We start from the raw sequence: 17,646 nt of genomic DNA, 5'->3' as shown, positions 1-17,646 counted from the left end.
TGCGCGGTCAGGCGTGCTGCGGCGCCGGCGGCGTCGCGGGGAGGCACCAGTGGTGGCCAACGGACCAGCCGAGGAGCCGTCGCGCGGTGGTGTCCGCGACCGTGCCGGTGCTGGTGAACCGTCCGCCGCCGACGATGTGTGCGAGTCCGTGCACAGCCGGCTCGAACCGGTGCAGGCCCGCGCCTGCGACCCGGTTGCGGAGGGCCTCGACTGCGGCCACTTGTGCTTCGGCGTCGCAGAGGCTGAGGTAGAAGATCGCGTTTCGCCAGGCGTAGGCCACGTTCTTGATCATTTGCAGCGCGGCGTGCTGGTTATGGACGGGCTGGGTTTGGCGCCGCACGACCCAGGCGAGGGTGCGGTCGGCGAGTTCGGGGGCAAGCTGGCCGAGCCGGTTCTGCAGGTCGAGCGCGTTGATGAGCACGGCAAGATTGTGGGTGGTCAGGATTTGGCTTTGCTCGAGGATCGCTCCGTTGCGCGCCACGAAGTCGGCTTGATCATCGACGCCGGCCTCGACCGCGCGGGCGCGGCAGAGCTCGGCGAAATCCTCGGCGGTGTGCTTGCCCCAACGGCGCTCGATGCCGGAACGGAGCCGCCCGAACGGGCGCTCCCACGCCGTTGCGTCGGGTAGGTCGTAGTAGCGCGCATACAGCGTGCCGGCGAGCGTGCGGCTGGTGATCGCGGCCGCAGTGCGCCACTTGGTGGTGAAGGTGCCCATGAAGATGTCCGCGGCGACCTCCTCGACCAGCGGCAGGGTGAGTTGGGCCTGCGAGGCCAGCTCACCGATCTCCCGCACCAGTGGGTTCGGCAGGATCGTGTGCGGAAACGCGGCGACCGCAAGCTCGGCGGTCTGCCGCAGCGCCTCGCGCGCACCGCGGGCGGTGGCCTCGGTGGCGTGACGGAGTGGGGCGAGGGCACCGATCCAGGGCAGCTCGTCGAACTGGACCTGGTGCTGCAAATTGAGCAGCAGGAGGCTGCGACGACGCCGGAATGCTGCGTAGGTCTGGGCGTAGAGGGCCGCCATGGTTGGGTCGTCGAGGCTGGACGCCATCAGCGGCGCGGTGAGTTGCGGCAGCACGGTCGCCAGCACCTCGCCCGACGGGATCACGCCGCGCGCCACCAAGTCCTCGACCGGCGCCTCGAGTGCCCGAGCCGCGGTCGCAGTCAGGTGGGCAGGTACCGGGTGGACCGCAGCGTCGCCGTCCTCGTGTGAGGGGATGTCCGCGACGATCGGGTCTAGCGACGGGATCCCGCCGTCGGCGGGATACGGGTCGAGTCGGGTCGCCATGGCCTCGGCCAGCGCGGCGTGGGTCGGCTGCGCCGCGACGGCAGCCTGGGTCGCGCGCAGGGCGGTGCGTGGCTCGGACGCGGGCTCTCCGTGTTTGCCAATCGTGTTGGCCAGTGCGCGGCGGATCCAGCCGACCTCGCGCGCGGTGAGCGCGCGGCTGTCGGTCGGGCATGCTTGCAGGGCGCGCTGGAGCCGGGCGAAGTTGCTCTTCGGATGGCGAGGCTCCGCTTCGCCGGCGTGCGCGCGGCAGGCCGCCTGGTAGTCGGTAAGCCACGCGTCGCGCCGCTCGGACCAGTCCTCGGGCCACACCTGGCACGGCCAGCCGCCGCGCACCGTCATGCGGCCGTTGCCGTCCGGTACCAGGCGGGGCGGCTCACCACCACCGACGGTGGAGCACCACAGCGCCACCAGGCGGTCGTAGAGCGGGTGCCACACCCGCAGGGTCTGGCGCATCGCCTCGATCTGCGGTGGCACCCGCTTCGCGCGGAGCTGCCGACGCGCCGCTTCGACCGGCTCCCGCCGCACCAGCGTTCCCGCCGACTGCGGAACGGCTTCGAACCGGGGGGTGAACCGCAGCCGGTCCATGAACGGCATCAGCTCGTGGGCCAGATCCAGTGCCGCCGCGTCATGCTCGTTTTCGAGCAGCCAGGTGACGACCAGCAGGGCGGCGTCCTCGGGAACCTCAACGCGGTAGCGCCCAGACCGCAGGGTCTCGCGTAGCACCTGCTGGCCCGCGTCGCTGAGATACCACAGGTTGAGCCGCTCCCGATCGGTCCGGCCCGGCGCGGAATCCGGCAGGGCCCGCACCCAGGCCTGCTCGTCACCGGTCAGTGCCCGTTCGGCGAGGTAGCGGCCGGTGGCGAAGCCGCCGTGCGCCACCTCTAGCGTGACCCACGCTGGCGTCCCGGCCACGGGCGCCCGGGAGCCGACATCAAGCCGGCCACTGGCCATCCCGTCCAGCACCTGCCGCCACATCCGGACCTTCGCCTCGGCGCGGTCGCGCGAGGCCCGGTCGCTGGACCAACTGGCGCGCAGCACGGCACGTTCCAACTGGCCGAAGGCGTACCCCGGTGACGCGCGCGCAATCTGCTCGTCGTCCGACACCACGGCCTCCCCACTCTGTCCTGAGACTTGGAGGCGAGATTCGAACTCGCGCCCTTCCGGTTAAGAGCCGGATGCTCTGCCGCTGAGCTACTCCAAGCTGCGCGTTGCCACGCGATCGACATGGAGGCGGGACTCGAACCCGCGCCCTCCCGGTCCCAAGCCGGGCACTCTGCCGCTGAGCTACTCCATGAGCCGCGCCCACCCTACGCGCTCCACCACCCGAGTTCGAACGGTTTGTCCGAGTGTGATCGCTCCGATGCGTCGCGGATCTGGCCGAGACGTTCCAGGGCAGCGGCGACGAGCGTGGGCAGGAAACCGTACTCATGCGCCACCCATCGCTTGGCGACGATGTTCGTCGGATACAGCAAGATGTCCCCAGGTTGTCCGTGGACCGCGATCTCCGTGCCCAGGGCGTCGCTTGCGTCCACCCAGCGCAGCGCTGGCTGGGGCAAGCCGGCATGAAAGGCGAGTCGACGGCGGATGTCGTTGTCGAGGATGTCGGATTGCACAGCGGCGGCGATCACCGCGCGTTGCTGTTGTGTCGGCTCGGTCCAGGTGCGAGCGGCACCGTGGTCAAGCCAGGCGAGGATATCCACACGTGCGGCGTTTGCCAGGTCGGAGTCCGCGCTCGTGATCAGTTCGAGGTTGCTGTGCACCCGCTCCCAGGAGCCGAGCGCGCGGCGGACCGTCCAGGCGGCCTGCCGTGTCCACGGCTGAGGGGACGATGCGGCGTCCGCCAGGTCGGCGTAACGCACCGAGGGGACGTGGTGCAGGGCGTGGGCGGCTGCACGAGTCACCTTCGGGCTGGAATCGTGCAGCAGACCCAGCAGCAGGCGACATTGCTCCGGGTCTGTGTGCAGCAGCCGGAGCGCCGCCAGCCGGATCCGGGCCGAGCCGGACGACAGGCACGGTTGGAGTGCTGCGGGGTCGAGATGTTGGCCGGTCTCGCGCAGCCCGTCCAACACCGCAGCCGCCTCTATCGCTGGCGGCCCCTCGCGCCAGGTACGCAGGTAGGTCTGTGCTACCGGCAGGCCCGCGGCGGCGGCACGGACCCGGGCGGCGTCGCGGACACGTGACGAACGATCCAGCAGGCGCCGGCGGAGATCGGTCTCGTCGAAGTCGGCGTCGTCCAGCGTGCGGAGGGCGAGCAGTCGGCCGTCCACCGAGCCGCCATGCAGCAGGCGCTCGCGCACCAGGTCCACTGGTGCGGCGGCGATGTAGGCATGGCAGAGCAGTTGCCGGGAGATCTGGTCGGCCTCGCGCCGAATCCGCTTCCAGATCGTCTGGTGCGCTGGCTGACCCTCTTCCAGCCAGGCGGCGTAGGCCGCGCGCCGGGTGGCGACGTCGGCGCTGTCCAACAGCGCGTGCGCGGCCTGCAGACCATTGCGGTCGAAAAGTGCGCGGCTGTAGGCGTGCAGCGCGTGGAGCCCAAAGCGACGTCGGCTCAGGGCGTGCAGGACCGGCAGGCATACTGCGCCCTCAGCTACCGTCGTGCGCTGCAGCACTGCCGACAGTGCGGCATCTCGCACGTTCGGCACGTGATCGACCGTGCGCAGCGCGAGAAACGCCACGACGTACCGTCGGCTGGACCGCCGCATCGCCGCGACAGCACGTTCCCGCAACCAGCCGTCCGGGTGCAGGCTCGCCGCTGCTGCGGCGAGCCCGTCCGGGTGCTCCAGATCCACAGCCGACCACGTCTGCGACGGACCGAGCGGGCCCTCGGTCCACGTCGCCGCGCGCGCCCGCCCATCGAGCCAGACCAACTCTCGCGCAGGCAGTCTGCTCAGCCGCCGGCGCCACCAGTCCCGGCGCCGCGGGTGGTTGGCGGTGGCAACCACCCGCAACTGCTGCAGAAGGTCATCGGCCTCGATGGTGGTCAACACCGCGCAATCATCACCCACGCAAGTCCTCACGGCATCCAGATTTCGCGGAGGTCTGGAGCAACCGGGCACTCGTGCTGGCCCGGTCGCTGACGGAGAGTTGCGAGTCTGGTGCGACTGCTCGCCGAGGAGGCACACCGTTCGCTCTGCGCGGAATCTGGCCCACCCTGGATCGACGCGCGCTCGCCTGGCCTAGCGAAAGACGTCCGCGAACGTGAACGCCAGCGAGAGTGCGGACTCGTTTCCGGCGGCAGCGAACGCTGCGAGCAGATGCCGGAAGCTTCGACACCCTCGTCGTCGAAAAGCACGAGCTGTCGCTGCTCGGCAAGTAACCGTATGAGGTAGAGATGACTACGTCGGCTGCCAGACTGTCGCGGGTGTAGGAGCCTTCGCCAGGGACGGCCTCGGCAATCGCGAGCAGTGCCCTCTTCTCGTCCAGCGGGGAGAGGAAGGCCATCGTCTCGACGACATGGTGGACGGATGGCGGGGCCTGTAGGCGTGCGCAAGTCGCGAGAACTGGGAATGCGAGATTGGCAAATGCGGCGTGGCCAGGTCCCGCCGCTGGTCCATTCTTCTGTTTGTGGTCGAACGCGCCGCTGGCCAAATAGACTTGGTCCGCGATCGTGTCGGCTATCGACACTGCTCCCTCGAGTTCAGCCCGCAGGCGCGCTGGCCAGTCACTTTCATGCGGCCGCGTACGTCACTGTCGCGTCCATTGGGGCCCCACCGTAGTCGCGGTCAGAGAGCGGTCCGTCGGCGGGAATGGTTGAGGCCATCTCTTCCAGCCTCGGAGTAAAGATGATCAACTTGCGTATAGCGAGGTACTCGAGAGCGAAAACGCGACAGCTTCGGTCGCCGGACTTCGCGAACAACAGCGCGAGTAGACGCGATCAACTTCCCTCGACACCGGCCCGCGCGCGACTGAGTACAGCTGATTTCAGCGTGGCGGGCGTGGCGGTCGGGGCGACCACAGTGCCGCGCAGGTGATGACCAACGCTAGGAGTATGAGTGCGGTAAGGGCGATGTCGATGAGGATGCCTGCGAGCATGGTTAGTCCTTTTGGAGCGCGTGTTGTTCGGCGCGGCGGCGGGTGCGCAGGCTCGCCGCGATGACCACGGCGAGGATGCCCACGATCACGGTGAGGGAGATCGGCGTGGGGATCTGCGGGATGGTCGGCCAGATTCCGTGGGCCCAGTGCAGCACCAGTTTCAGGCCGATGAAGGCGAGAATGATCGTCAGGCCGTGGTTGAGGTAGACGAGTTTGGCCAGTGTTGCGTGGACGACGAAGTAGAGCGCGCGCAGGCCGAGCAGCGCGAAGGCGTTGGTGGCGAATACCAGGTACGGGTCAGCGGTGATGCCGTAGACGGCGGGCACAGAGTCCACGGCGAACACCACGTCGGTCACGAACACCGCGGCGACCACCACCGCGAGCGGCGTGAAGGCGCGTCGTCCGTGCTCCCGTACGGTGAGCCGGGTGCCTCGGTAGTCGTCGGTGACGGGCATGAGTCTGCGGAGCAGTCGTACGATGCGCATCTCGGATACGTCCCGGCCCGCGAAGGCTGCCCCGGTGTGCATCTCGTGCAGCATCTTGCCCGCGGAGGCGAGCAGGATCATGCCGAAGAGGAGGAACGCCCAGGTGCCGGCTTGCAGCAGTGCCGCGCCTGCCGCGATAAAGATGCCTCGCAGGACGAGGGCGCCGACGATGCCGTAGAGCAGCACCCGTTGCTGGATGGTGGGCGGGACCGCGAATCCGGCGAGGATCAGCATGAACACGAACAAGTTGTCCACCGACAGTGATTTCTCCACCACGAAGCCGGTGAGGAACTCCAGTGCCGGTCCGCGGTCGAATGCCATCCACAGCCAGATCCCGAACATGACGGGCAGCGTGAGATAGAACGCCGACCAGCCAATCGCCTCCCGCATCGACACCTCATGGGGGCGGCGGGTGACGGCGAAGTCGGTCACGAGGAGGCCGAGTATGACGGCGATGCTGACAACCCACAGCCAGGGTGACCCGATCGACGACGACCCGGCCGACTCGACGGGCGCAGCCACCGTCAGGGGAGGAACCACGGGATGAAGGGGCACGGGGAACTCCGAACGGTCGCCGTTGGAGGTCTCCTTCACCCTTGTCAGGGTGGTCGCCCGGGGACACCATGGGGTGGCCGTATTGACCGGGTAAACCGTTGGGAAGTACTCCCCTCTAAGAGGAGTCTCACGGGCCGGAATGCGGCTGTCAAGCTGAGCGGCGGTGGACCTACGCTCTCGATGGTGATCACTGGAAATCGACGTCGAAAGCATGAAAACCCTCTGACCCGTGACACGTCGCGATCAGAGAGTTTTGCTCAGAGTGGGCCTAATGCGTCAGCATGCGAACCGGTCCGTGGTTGTCGACGACCCGGAGTTGTTCATCCGGCTTCCGCGACTTCGCTGGGCCGAAGGAGTTCTCTAGACGGCGCTTGGACAGGTCAGCGGGTCGGCCAACGGTGTTTGCCCGCGGGTGTAGGTCGCGAGCGGCAGGAAAGCGTTCACGGCAGGTCCACCGTGCCGTCCGCATGTACCCACCACACCTCGATCCGCGCGGCTCTGAGGGAGTCCACAGTCTCGGCGTGAAGGTTTCGGTAGCGCGGAAGGTCTGGTAGCGCGATGACGCTGCGCCAGTCGGGCTCCCTGCTACGCAACCGCATGGCCGCCAGGATCGCCTGGGCGAACCAGTGTCCGGCCTGGGTGCTCGGGGCTGTCGGCTTGGCCTCACCCGCGCGGGACGGATCGGCGTACGTGCGGCTCGGGAACCCCTTGACCTCGACGCCGACCATCACGCCAGCGTATTCGGCGATGATATCGACGCCGCGCTCTTTCGTGGCCGTGTTGGCCACCGAGCGGACCGTCCACCCCGCCGCCGCTAACGCAGTGACGACGGCCGCCTGGACGTTGGCCTCGGTGTGCCACTCTTTTCCCGCGTCGACGACGGATGACCCGACAGGCGTCGGCCCCGTCTCGCGTTTGGGCGCGGCCGCACGAGCGGCGTGGCGAGAGGTGATTTCCCCGCGTACTTCGAACCCAAGTGCCGCGAGGTGACGGCGTGCGGTGTGCGAGATGAACTCCGACCGCGCGACGCCCACTGCTACCTCGAATGCCTGCTTGACCGGAAACCACGTGTGGTTGACCAGGACTGCATGCTCACGGATCGATTCGGGCTCAACGCTGGCTAGCCGAGCTTCCACCTCGGCGCGCGACAACTTGTAGCGATCTCCATTGAGGATGAACTGGACCTGCTCCACATCTACAACCTACGACACCCCGATCGCGCAATGGAGGACCGTAGCCTGGCCTGCGCATTTCGTCGTGCGGCGTCGGGCCTTGTCGTCTTTGTCGTCAGCGCTACCAAGCCGGTGGTGGCGGGGTACTCCAGGATCTTCTGGGTGCTACACGTACGGCCAGTTCTGCTCCACTTGCTTCAGTGTTTTCTGGGTAAAACGGACATACCGTTGGGTTGGCTTGAGTGTCGAGCTGTAGCTCGATCGTATCGGTTGGCGTGCGCGCTGCTGTCCGTAGCGGTCGGCTGCGATCACGCTGATCGATCGAGGTTGACCGACCGTGGGCGCGAGCGTGACAAGCAGGCAGGACCTGGGTCAACCGACCTTTGTGTGCGAAGTTGACGTGGTCGAGCACTGTCTTGACGCTGCTTCCGACTGGCATCTGCACCGTTTCCCACTCGAGGCTCGCGGCCGCTCGTGCTCCGGCGTAGTACCGGATCGTGACTGTGACGGCGCTCGGTGCCGCGTTCATCACTACCCTCCGATCGCGCTCATCGGCCGTGCCGGTGGGGCGAACGATGCGGAGTCGATGCCATGCCCCGGGGCCTTGGCCCACATGACGTCCTGCCACCGGTGCGCCAGCTCGGTGTCGGTCGCGCCCGCACGCATTGGTCCGCGCAGGTCGGCCTCGTCCTGGGCGAACAGACAGTTGCGCACCTGGCCGTCGGCGGTGAGCCTGGTGCGGTCGCAGTTGCCGCAGAACGGGCGGGTCACCGAGGCGATGACGCCGATGGTCTGCGGTCCGCCGTCGACGAGCCATTCCTCCGCCGGGGCGGACCCGCGGGGAACCGGGACCGGGGTGAGCGTGTAGCCACGGGACAGCTGGTGCAGAATCTCGTCCGCGGTGACCATGTCCCGCCGCTCCCAGGTCCGTCCGGCGTCGAGCGGCATCTGCTCGATGAACCGGAGCCGGTATCCGTTTTCGAGGCAGAAGTCCAGCAGCTCGCGTGCCTGGTCGTCGTTGATGCCCCGGAGCAGAACCGCGTTGATCTTGACGGGGGCGAGCCCGGCTCGGCTCGCGGCACCGAGTCCGGCCAGAACGTCACCAAGCCGGTCGCGTCGCGTCATCCGGTGGTAGGTGTCTCGGCGGATCGAGTCGAGTGAGACGTTCACGCGGTCCAGGCCGGCTTCAGCCAGTTCGGCCGCCTTGCGCCGCAAGCTGAGCCCGTTGGTTGTGATCGACATCCGTGGTCGTTGCTTCAGCGCGGCGAGGGCGGCGACGACGGTGGCGAGGTCGGGCCGGAGAAGTGGCTCTCCGCCGGTGAAGCGGACCTCGGTGACGCCCAGCTCCTGCACGGCGAGGGTGATGAGGCGGATCAGCTCACCCGTGTTGAGCACCTCGTCCTTCGGCAGCCACGGCAGGCCTTCCTCGGGCATGCAGTACCGGCAGCGCAGGTTGCACCGGTCGGTCAGCGACACCCTGAGATCGGTCGCTCGGCGACCGTAGGTGTCCACGAGATACGGCGTGTCCGGGCGTTCCGCGATGGTTGATGCCGATCGTGTGCTCGGTAAGCCGAGATGAACTGCGGTCATACGTTCGCCCTTGAGGTCAGATCGCGTCACTGGAGTGACCGGGCACGACGGAAAGCTCCGGATCTATCCAGGGGACAAGGTTGTTGACGGCCAGGGCGGCTTCGCCGAAGCCCACCGCGATGAGCTTGACTTTGCCTTCATAGTCTGCGATGTCGCCCACGGCGTACACCCGCTCGACGCTGGTCTGCATCGTGCGATCCACTACGATGTGCCGTTTGGACAGCTCCAGGCCCCAGTGCGCCAGCGGGCCGAGGTTGGCGAGGAACCCCAACGCCGCCACCACCTCGTCGGCGGGGACCGTCAGATGTTCGTTGGTGCGGGTCTCGAGAAGTTCCACCTCGGCGATCCGGTCTTCGCCGTGAATGGCGGAGACCGCGTACGGAGTGAGAGTTCGCACCGTGGAATCACGCAGCAAGGTGACGCTGTGTTCGTGCGCGCGGAACTGGTTCCGCCGATGGACGAGCGTGACGCTCCGGGCGAGCGGCTCCAGGCTGAGCGCCCAGTCGAGCGCGGAGTCCCCGCCGCCGACTACCACCACGTCCCGGCCGGCGAGTTCGGTCAGACGCGGGACGAAGTACCGCAGGCCGCGACCCTCGAACCGCGCGCCCTCCGGCAGCCGCCGTGGGGTGAAGCCTCCGATGCCGCCAGCGATCACTACGGCCTTGGCGCTGACGATCGCTCCGAGGTCGGTCTCGACCACCACTCCGTCGGCTGTCTTCCCGAGCGTCTGAGCACGGTGGCCGAGCAGGTACGTCGGCTTGCCCAGGGAGGCCTGCTCCACAAGATTGTCGATCAGGTCCTGGGCCTTTACAGCGGGATAGCCGGCGATGTCGTACACCAGCTTCTCGGGATACATCGCGGCCATCTGCCCGCCGGGCACCTCCAGGGCGTCGATAACGGCGACCGACAGCCCGCGAAATCCAGCGTAGTAGGTGGCATATAGGCCGCAGGGTCCCGCGCCGACGATGGCGACGTCGACTTTGAGCTCGGCGACTTCTTCGGTGGCGTGGGCGCCATCGAGTGTCATGCGCGACCTCCCGCCTGCGTCACGACGGGATGATCGATGCCCACGGGCCCGCACTCAGCGGCCCCTCCGGATGCCTGCTCGTGCTCCTCGAAGAACTCTACGGCGGCGTCTCGGAACGGCACCGCGTCCGCCGGGAGCTTGTGCTCCCAGTGGATCGCATCACTGGGACATGCGGGCATGCACTTCCCGCAGTCGACACACTCATCGGGGTGGATGTACATCATCCGGTCGCCCTGATAGATGCAGTCGACCGGACACTCCTCCATACAGGACTGGTCGAGGATGTCGATACATGCGTCGGTGACGACGTAGGCCATGGGCGCTCTCCTCTCTATTGAGGTGGACGGACTTCACGCATCCACACAGGGCTCGACCTGCACGAGCGTGTCGGAGAATGTCGGCGCGTTGCCGAGATCGGCGAACGTGGTCGGGTTGACCGAAGCGAGTGTGGACAACGACGGGGAGTCCTTGCGCCACCCGCCGAGGCTGGAGACCACAACTCCCGGCAATACTGACTTGTCTACTTTGGCCGCTACGGTGAACGAGCCTCGGTCGTTGAACAGTCGTACCCGCTGCCCGGAGGTGATGTCGCGTTCCTCGGCGTCGATCGGGTTGATCAGCACCGTGGGATCCTTCTGGACCTTGCGGTGGACCTCGAGGTTGCCGAAGCTCGAGTTCAGGTAGGCGTGCGACTTGGGGGTGAGCAGGTTCAGCGGGTACTTCGCTGCCAGTTCGGGGTTGGTCCGTACCGACTCCCGCGGCGGGATGTAGTGGGGCAGGGGATCCACCGGGTCGCCCGGCTGGAAGTCGTTCGACCCCTGGCGGAACAGCGGCACGACGAAGTTGCCGCCCGCGGCGGCGGACGAGACGAACTCGACTTTGCCCGATGCGGTCGGAAACCCGCCTTCCGCGTGTGGCGCGTAGGCGTCCGGCGGCGGCACGTTGAGCCGTTGCCAGCCCTTCGCCTTCAGCGACTCCACGGTGATGCCCTGCATGGCGGGCGCCGTCCAGTCGAACGCCTCGGCGATCATCTCGTCGTCGGTGCGCTGGAACACCGGGTCGGTAAACCCCATCCGTGCGGCGAGCCTGCGGAACAGCTCGGTGTTGGGTACGGCCTCGCCGAGAGGTTCGATCGAGGGGTTGTTGTAGGACACGTACAGGTGCCCCCACGAGAACATGATGTCGGCCTGCTCGAGCTGGGTCGTAGCGGGCAGGACGATGTCCGCGAATTGAGCGGTGTCGGTGAGGAACTGTTCGCTCACGACGGTGAATAGGTCGTCCCGGCTCAGGCCGCGGACGAGCTTGTCCTGATCGGGGCACACGACAACGGGGTTGGAGTTGTACACCATCAGTGCGTTGATCGGCGGGTCCAGCTCCATCTCCCCGGTGAGGGCCTCTCCCAGCAGGAACTGGTTGACCACCCGTTTGCCCGGCGTCAGCATGTCGGGGCGCATCATCGCTCCCCAGTTCACCGGGAAGGCCCACAGCGGAAGCTGCAGGATGCCGCCGCCCGGCTTGCGCCAGGCGCCCACCAGGCCGGGCAGGCAGGACAACGCGCGGACGGTCTGCCCGCCGCCGGCGTGTCGTTCCACGGCGACTCCGATGCGGATCACCGACGGCTGGGCTCCGGCGTACTCCCGAGCCAGACGCTCGATCTCCTCGGCGGGGATGCCAGTCTCCTCGGCTGCCCATTCTGGTGGGTACTGTGCGACCCGGTCAGCAAGCTCGTCGAAGCCGACGGTGTAGCGGGCGATGTAGTCGTCGTCGGTGAGCCCGTCGCGGATGATCACGTGCATCATGGCGAGTGCGAGTGCGGTGTCGGTTCCCGGCTTGATCGGGAGGTGCCAGTCCGCCGCCTTGGCAGTGCGAGTCTTGACGGGGTCGACGACGACGACCTTCGCGCCCCGCTTCCTCGCTTCCGCGATGAACGGCCACAGATGCAGGTTGGTGCTCATCACGTTGCATGCCCAGATGAGGATGTAGTTGCTGTGCACCATGCTTTCGGGATCGACGCCCGCGGTGTCGCCGATGGTCATCGCGTAGGCGGTGCACGATCCGGAGTCGCAGTAGGTACGCTCGGCGATCGTGGCACCGAGCTTGGCGAAGAACGGGTCACCGACGTTCAGCCCGTTCAGAATGCCCTGGGTTCCCAGGTAGCTGCACGGCATGATGGCTTCGGGACCGTCCTGGGCGCTGATCTCGGTGAACCGGGCGGCGATCTCGTCGAGCGCCTCGTCCCAGGTGATCCGCTCGAACTTCCCGCTGCCCTTGGGCCCGGTGCGGCGCAGCGGGAACAGCACGCGGTCCGTGCTGTACACACGGTCCAGGTAGTTATCGACTTTCACGCAGAGGCCGCCACGGGTGAACGGATGATCCGGGTCTCCCGCGACCTCAACCGCCTTACCGTCGCGAACGGTCACCATCATCGCGCAGGTGTCCGGGCAGTCCTGGGGGCAGGCGCCGCGGACGGTGGCACTCGACGTCTTTTCGAGGGAAGCAGTCATCGTGTGTCTCCACAACGTGAGAAACGGATACTCGAATAAGGGCTGCCGCTATGTTGCGGCCAAATTCGTGGGGCTCGGTGTCCGGTTTCCGGACGCCTTCAGCCGCGTATGCCCAGGGCGCGGATGCGTTCGTACAGCGTCGACCGGCTGATGCCCAGGCATCGAGCCGCCTGGGTCTTGTTCCAGTCGCACTCATTGAGGGCCGCGGTGATGGCTTCATGTTCGGCGCGCGCGAGACCGGTGAGTCGGCGCGGTGGCGCGCTACGGTACTCGGCAGGCAGGTCGGCGAGCGTGATGTCGCCGGCGGACCGGCGGCTCTTCAGCCGTCGCAGGAGTGCCGACAGCTCGCGCAAGTTCCCCGGCCAGGGATGACGGGCGAACGCGTCGAGTACGGACGGGGTGAGCCGCACTCGGTCGTTGTGATCCATTGTGGACATCAAGTGGCGGGCGATGGCGGGGATGTCCTCGGTCCTGTCCCGGAGTGCGGGAAGTTCGATCCGGTCGGCGCACTGCGCCGCGAGCTCCGCGACGTGCTCGGAGTCGCTGTTCCTGCGGTCGCAGGTCAATGCCACCCACACCCGCTCCTGGGCGATCATGTGACGCACTTGAACCGCTGCGGCGGGAGGCAGCAGGTGGACGTCGTCGATCACCACGATTCCGTCGCCGCGGTCGATGGCCGCGTACAGATACCGCGCCCACTTACGCTCGTCGCCCACGAGCGCATCGAGGGAATCGGCGACCGTCACGCGGTTGTCACCACCCAGCTCGCGACCCACGGTGCTGCGGCCCGCACCGGAGAGCCCCGATACGAATACGGTCGTGCGCCGCCCGCGCAGGCGCTCGATCTGCTGCTGCACGCCCGGGGCGTGGACGGGGTCCCGGCGTCGCACTCCCATCGGGCGGTCGGCGTTTTCGGAATCGGGACTAGTCTCCACCCCCAGTTCCAGGAGCGAACCGTATGACGTGCCGGGCACGGAGGTCACGCGCACGCGCACATTCGCTCCCGAGTGCAGCCGGAGGCGCCGCTCACCGTCGCCGGCCGCGGCGTGCTCGACTGCGAACTCGCGCAGCGTCACGTAGTCGATCGTCTCCAACAGGTCGACCGAGGCTTGGTTGGCTAGGACCACGTCGCCGTCGAGAGCCACGACCGGCCGGGTCCGGCGGTTCGATGCGCTCTGGAACGCCGCGAAGAGTCGCTGGTGGGATACCCGGCTGCCGGTCAGCAGTCGTTCTTCGATGTCCCGGACGATGCGCGCCACGAAGGGGACGAACAGGTCAGACGTGTGCTCGACCGCGGTGCTGATGTCGAGGACGCCTTCGAGGCGGCGGGTGATGGGATGGATGATCGGGTGCCCGTAACACCCGAACCCGGCCAACGACTCCAGGTAGTGTTCCTCACCGGTCACCCGGATGGCGCGGCCGGTCTCCAGCGTCGTGGCGATCGCGTTCGTCCCGGTCGCCTCCTCCGAGTACCGGCAGCCGGGCACCGCGCTGATCTGGTCCAGAGACCGTTCCAGGGTCGGTGTGCCGAGGCGCCGGTCGAGGATGCGGCCGTCGTCGTCAGCGAGAAGAAGGCAGAGCGGTCCGGCAGCCACCTGGTCGGCGAGCTCGTCGAGCACTGGACTGGCGGCGGCCAGCAGGCGGCTGCTTGGGTCGTAGTCCTCGGAGGGCAGGCCGTCCACCGCCCGGGAACGCGGCAGTCCGAACTGGTGCGAGCGCTTCCATGACAGCGCGATTTCCTGGTCATGCCCCGGAGGGAGCAAGTTCACCTCAGCCACGTCCGTCCTCCCGACAAAGCGTCGACCACTTTGCCGAGCATCGTCACCGGCACGGCGCGTCGCGCGCTTGGATCTGGGTGCACAGCTGTTGCCATCGGGTCTCCTCCTGGCGTGGCTGTGCTCTGGCTGCGAGGTGGCTACGCTGGCTACACTGCATTGATCCGCGCGAAAAGGATCGTGTGAATGACATACCGGACTGATACTGGAGATGTCGGCGTCCGCGACCGGATGGAGTACTGGCGCGACGCCATTTGTGAGCAGTTTGTCCCGTTACGTGTCGAGCCGAGCCGGGACACCGTCCTGCGGGGAAAGGTCGCGGCATCGTCGCTCGGCCCGCTCGAGATCCGCGATCTGACCGCCACACCCCACCACTTCGTGCGAACAAGCACGTTGATCCGCCGCTCGGACGAAGACTACGTCAAGGTCGGGATGATGGAGCTCGGTTCGAGCGTCTTCGTCCAGGACGGCCGCGAAGCAGTGCTCCAGCCGGGAGACTTCGTGCTGTACGACAGCACCAGGCCCTACTCGGTCGCCATGGCGCGACCGTTTCAGATCAAGGTGTGCATGCTCCCGAAACGGCTGTTGCCGCTGCGCGAAGCCGAGCTCACCCGCGCGACCGCCGTCGCACTGCCGGGGAGTGAGGGTATCGGTGCGGTCGTCCGTGCGTTCGTGCGAGAACTCGCCGGCACCGCGGACTCGTGTTCACCCGGAACCGGCGAGGCGCTGGCGCTGTCCGTCGCCGACCTCGTCACCGCTGTGGTCCGGGGCCGTTCAGAGGCTTCCCCTGCCATCGACGAGGGCCTGAACCCCCTGCTCGTCGGCGTGCGTGCCTACATCCGTGACCATCTCGCCGATCGGAACCTTTCGCCGGCCTCCATCGCTGCGGCCTCGTCGATCTCTGTGAGTTACCTGCACAAACTGTTCGCGCAGACCGACACGACCGTCGCGGGCTACATCCGGGAACTGCGGCTGCAGAGGTGCTGGCGGGACCTGCGGGACCCGCGGCTGTCTCAACTGACCGTCACCGCTATCGGGATGCGGTGGGGCATCGGAGACCCGGCGCACCTCAGCCGCATGTTCAAAGCACGCTTCGGGATGAGCCCGATCGAGTGCCGAGCGCTGGCACCGTGAGGGCAGAGGCGGGTGCCGAATGCGGCACCCGCCCCCGGCCTTACAGCTGCACGTTGATCGACTTGTGCTCGGTGTACAGGTCGAGCGCCTTCTCGCCGAGCTCGCGCCCCCAGCCTGACTGCTTGTACCCGCCGAACGGCAGCGCCGAGTCGAATGCGTTGTAGCAGTTCACCCACACCGTCCCGGCCTTGATCTCGCGAGCGAGCCGGTGTGCCTTGGAGATGTCGCGCGTCCACACGCCTGCGGCGAGACCGTACGGTGTGTCGTTAGCCTCCGCCTTCGCACCCCGTTCAGGGTCGAACGGCGTGGCGACGACGACCGGACCGAAGATCTCCTCACGGACGACGCTCATCTCGGGCGCGACGTCGACCAGCACGGTCGGTTCGATGAAGTAACCGACGTCGCCGTGCCGGTTGCCGCCGGTCACGGCCCGGGCACCGTCCGATAATCCTTGCTGGACGTAGCCCGACACCCGGTCGAGCTGTTCTTGGGACACCAGCGGGCAGATCTGGGACGCCGGGTCCAAGCCGGGGCCGATCTTGGCCTGCTTGACGTGCTCCGCCACGCCCTGGGTGAACTCGTCGAAGATCGACTCCTCGATGAACATCCGGGAGCCCGCCACGCAGCTCTGGCCCTGGTTGAACATCCACGCCGCGGACGAGCCCGCGATCGCGAGCTCTAGGTCGGCGTCGGCGTAGATCACCTGCGGACTCTTGCCGCCCAGTTCGAGCGAGACTTTCTTCAGGTCCCCGCCCGCCGCGGCGACGATCAGCTTGCCGACTTCGGTCGACCCGGTGAAGGCCACCTTGTCCACGTCCTCATGGGCGGCGATGGCGGCGCCCGCGTCACCGAATCCCGGCACGATGTTGACCACGCCGGGCGGCAGGTCAAGCTCCTGGATGATTTCCCCGAGCAGGAGCGCGGTCAGCGGCGTCTGTTCCGCGGGCTTGAGCACGACCGTGTTCCCCGCCGCCAGCGCCGGTGCGATCTTCCAGGTGGCCATCAGCAGCGGGAAGTTCCACGGGACGATCTGCCCGCACACCCCGACCGGCTCGCGCAGGGTGTAGGCGTGGAACTGGCCGTCGGGAACCCACGGCACGGATACCGGAATCGTGCGGCCTTCGATCTTCGTAGCCCAGCCCGCATAGTAGTGGAACACGTCAGCCGACCACGGCACGTCCACTGCCTGCGCGATCGCGGCGGACTTGCCGTTGTCCAGGGACTCCAGCTGGGCGAACTGCTCAGCACGTTCGAGCAGCTTCTCGCCGATCTGCCAGATCACGCGCTGCCGCTGACTGGGTGTGAAGCGGCGCCATGGGCCGTCGTCGAATGCCTTCCTCGCGGCGGCGACCGCGCGGTCGATGTCCTCGGCCGCGCCGTGCGCCACCTCGGTCAGGACGCGGCTCGTGGCCGGGTCCTCGGTGGTGAACGTCCTTCCCGACGCCGCCGGTACCCATTCACCGCCGATCAGCAGCTGCTTCGGCGAGGCCAGGAACTCCGTGACCGAATCCGCCAGACGCGTTTCCGCGACAGCCGTCATGTCTACCTCCTCGTAGTGCCTGCATGGTGGCTGCCATCGTCTTGCGCTGAGCGGCTTGCGAGCTGTCCGAATCCCGGACGACCCTGGTCTGCGGGCTTGGTCGCGGGTTCGCGGATGACTTCGTCCACAGTGACGGCGCGCGGTCGCGGAGACGGCACGGTCTTGGGCAACTCGGCGAACTCAAGCCGCCGCACCCGCAGGTAAGGCGCCAAGTTCTCGCGCGCGTGGCGGAGGATGTCTCGCGCGGTGTCGGCGCCGGGGTTGTAGCCCGGTGCGACCGCGACATACGCCTTGGGCACGGCAAGCCGCACCGGGTTCGGTGCGGGAACGACGACGGCGGCCTCCAGCACGGCGGGTGCTCGATGAGCACGCTCTCCAGTTCGAAAGGGCTGACCTTATAGACGGAAGCCTTGAACACGTCATCCGCGCCACCGGCCCCGCGAGGAGGGCCTGCTCCGCAGGTGGGTCTATCAGCGGTAATTTGCGGCCGAACCGTCGTCTCGGGCGCACTGGTCGGCAAACGCGCCGATCCATAATCTTGACGCGT

General features: G+C 67.4%; 11 protein-coding genes, 2 tRNA genes and 1 pseudogene. 1 reads left to right on the top strand and 13 read right to left on the bottom strand.

All coding sequences use genetic code 11. The features are described 5' to 3' along the window. Window positions 1-7 precede the first annotated feature (7 nt). From ACFQGD_RS25840 to ACFQGD_RS25790, 11 genes are all read right to left on the bottom strand, one after another. Window positions 8-2,389 carry a hypothetical protein gene (locus ACFQGD_RS25840; protein WP_345402361.1) on the bottom strand — a complete coding sequence of 794 codons (2,382 nt, stop codon included), beginning with the start codon at window positions 2,387-2,389 and terminating at the stop codon, window positions 8-10. Window positions 2,390-2,414: 25 nt separating this feature from the next. Continuing rightward, a tRNA-Lys gene (locus ACFQGD_RS25835) sits at window positions 2,415-2,486 on the bottom strand. A gap of 21 nt (window positions 2,487-2,507) precedes the next feature. After that, a tRNA-Pro gene (locus ACFQGD_RS25830) sits at window positions 2,508-2,579 on the bottom strand. Between the two features lie 13 nt (window positions 2,580-2,592). Further along, complete coding sequence (locus ACFQGD_RS25825) at window positions 2,593-4,272, bottom strand: HEAT repeat domain-containing protein (RefSeq protein WP_345402364.1); 1,680 nt, start codon at window positions 4,270-4,272, stop codon at window positions 2,593-2,595. Between the two features lie 1,047 nt (window positions 4,273-5,319). Further along, the gene (locus ACFQGD_RS25820; protein ID WP_345402502.1) at window positions 5,320-6,330 is read right to left on the bottom strand and encodes a TerC/Alx family metal homeostasis membrane protein; all 1,011 of its coding nucleotides are present in this window, start codon (window positions 6,328-6,330) and stop codon (window positions 5,320-5,322) included. 467 nt (window positions 6,331-6,797) lie between these two features. Continuing rightward, window positions 6,798-7,550, bottom strand: a complete 753-nt coding sequence (locus ACFQGD_RS25815) for a hypothetical protein (protein ID WP_345402367.1) — start codon at window positions 7,548-7,550, stop codon at window positions 6,798-6,800. Between the two features lie 510 nt (window positions 7,551-8,060). Beyond that, a complete protein-coding gene (gene moaA / locus ACFQGD_RS25810) occupies window positions 8,061-9,119 on the bottom strand; it encodes a GTP 3',8-cyclase MoaA (protein WP_345402370.1) in 1,059 nt (352 codons plus the stop codon). Between the two features lie 16 nt (window positions 9,120-9,135). Continuing rightward, complete coding sequence (locus ACFQGD_RS25805; protein WP_345402372.1) at window positions 9,136-10,146, bottom strand: NAD(P)/FAD-dependent oxidoreductase; 1,011 nt, start codon at window positions 10,144-10,146, stop codon at window positions 9,136-9,138. Then, window positions 10,143-10,463: a ferredoxin gene (fdxA, locus tag ACFQGD_RS25800; protein ID WP_345402375.1), complete on the bottom strand. Its 321-nt coding sequence runs from the start codon at window positions 10,461-10,463 to the stop codon at window positions 10,143-10,145. The genes ACFQGD_RS25805 and fdxA overlap by 4 nt, the downstream gene beginning before the upstream one ends. 33 nt (window positions 10,464-10,496) lie before the next feature. Then, window positions 10,497-12,650, bottom strand: a complete 2,154-nt coding sequence (locus ACFQGD_RS25795) for a molybdopterin-containing oxidoreductase family protein (protein WP_345402378.1) — start codon at window positions 12,648-12,650, stop codon at window positions 10,497-10,499. A gap of 98 nt (window positions 12,651-12,748) precedes the next feature. After that, on the bottom strand, window positions 12,749-14,428 hold the full coding sequence (locus tag ACFQGD_RS25790) for a sigma-54-dependent Fis family transcriptional regulator (protein WP_345402381.1): 1,680 nt from the start codon (window positions 14,426-14,428) through the stop codon (window positions 12,749-12,751). A 183-nt stretch (window positions 14,429-14,611) separates the two neighbouring features. On the opposite strand from ACFQGD_RS25790, the gene ACFQGD_RS25785 reads away from it, so the two are divergent. Then, a complete protein-coding gene (locus ACFQGD_RS25785) occupies window positions 14,612-15,559 on the top strand; it encodes an AraC-like ligand-binding domain-containing protein (RefSeq protein WP_345402384.1) in 948 nt (315 codons plus the stop codon). A gap of 40 nt (window positions 15,560-15,599) precedes the next feature. On the opposite strand, the gene ACFQGD_RS25780 is transcribed toward ACFQGD_RS25785, so the two are convergent. Then, a complete protein-coding gene (locus ACFQGD_RS25780; protein WP_345402387.1) occupies window positions 15,600-17,099 on the bottom strand; it encodes an aldehyde dehydrogenase family protein in 1,500 nt (499 codons plus the stop codon). Between the two features lie 2 nt (window positions 17,100-17,101). Next, window positions 17,102-17,532: pseudogene (locus ACFQGD_RS25775) on the bottom strand (AMP-binding enzyme); the annotation flags it as partial. Window positions 17,533-17,646: the final 114 nt, after the last annotated feature.

This window comes from Haloechinothrix salitolerans, assembly GCF_042662605.1.
GTDB classification, from domain to species: Bacteria; Actinomycetota; Actinomycetes; order Mycobacteriales; family Pseudonocardiaceae; genus Haloechinothrix_A; species Haloechinothrix_A salitolerans.
This window is presented reverse-complemented; position numbering and strand designations above follow the sequence as displayed.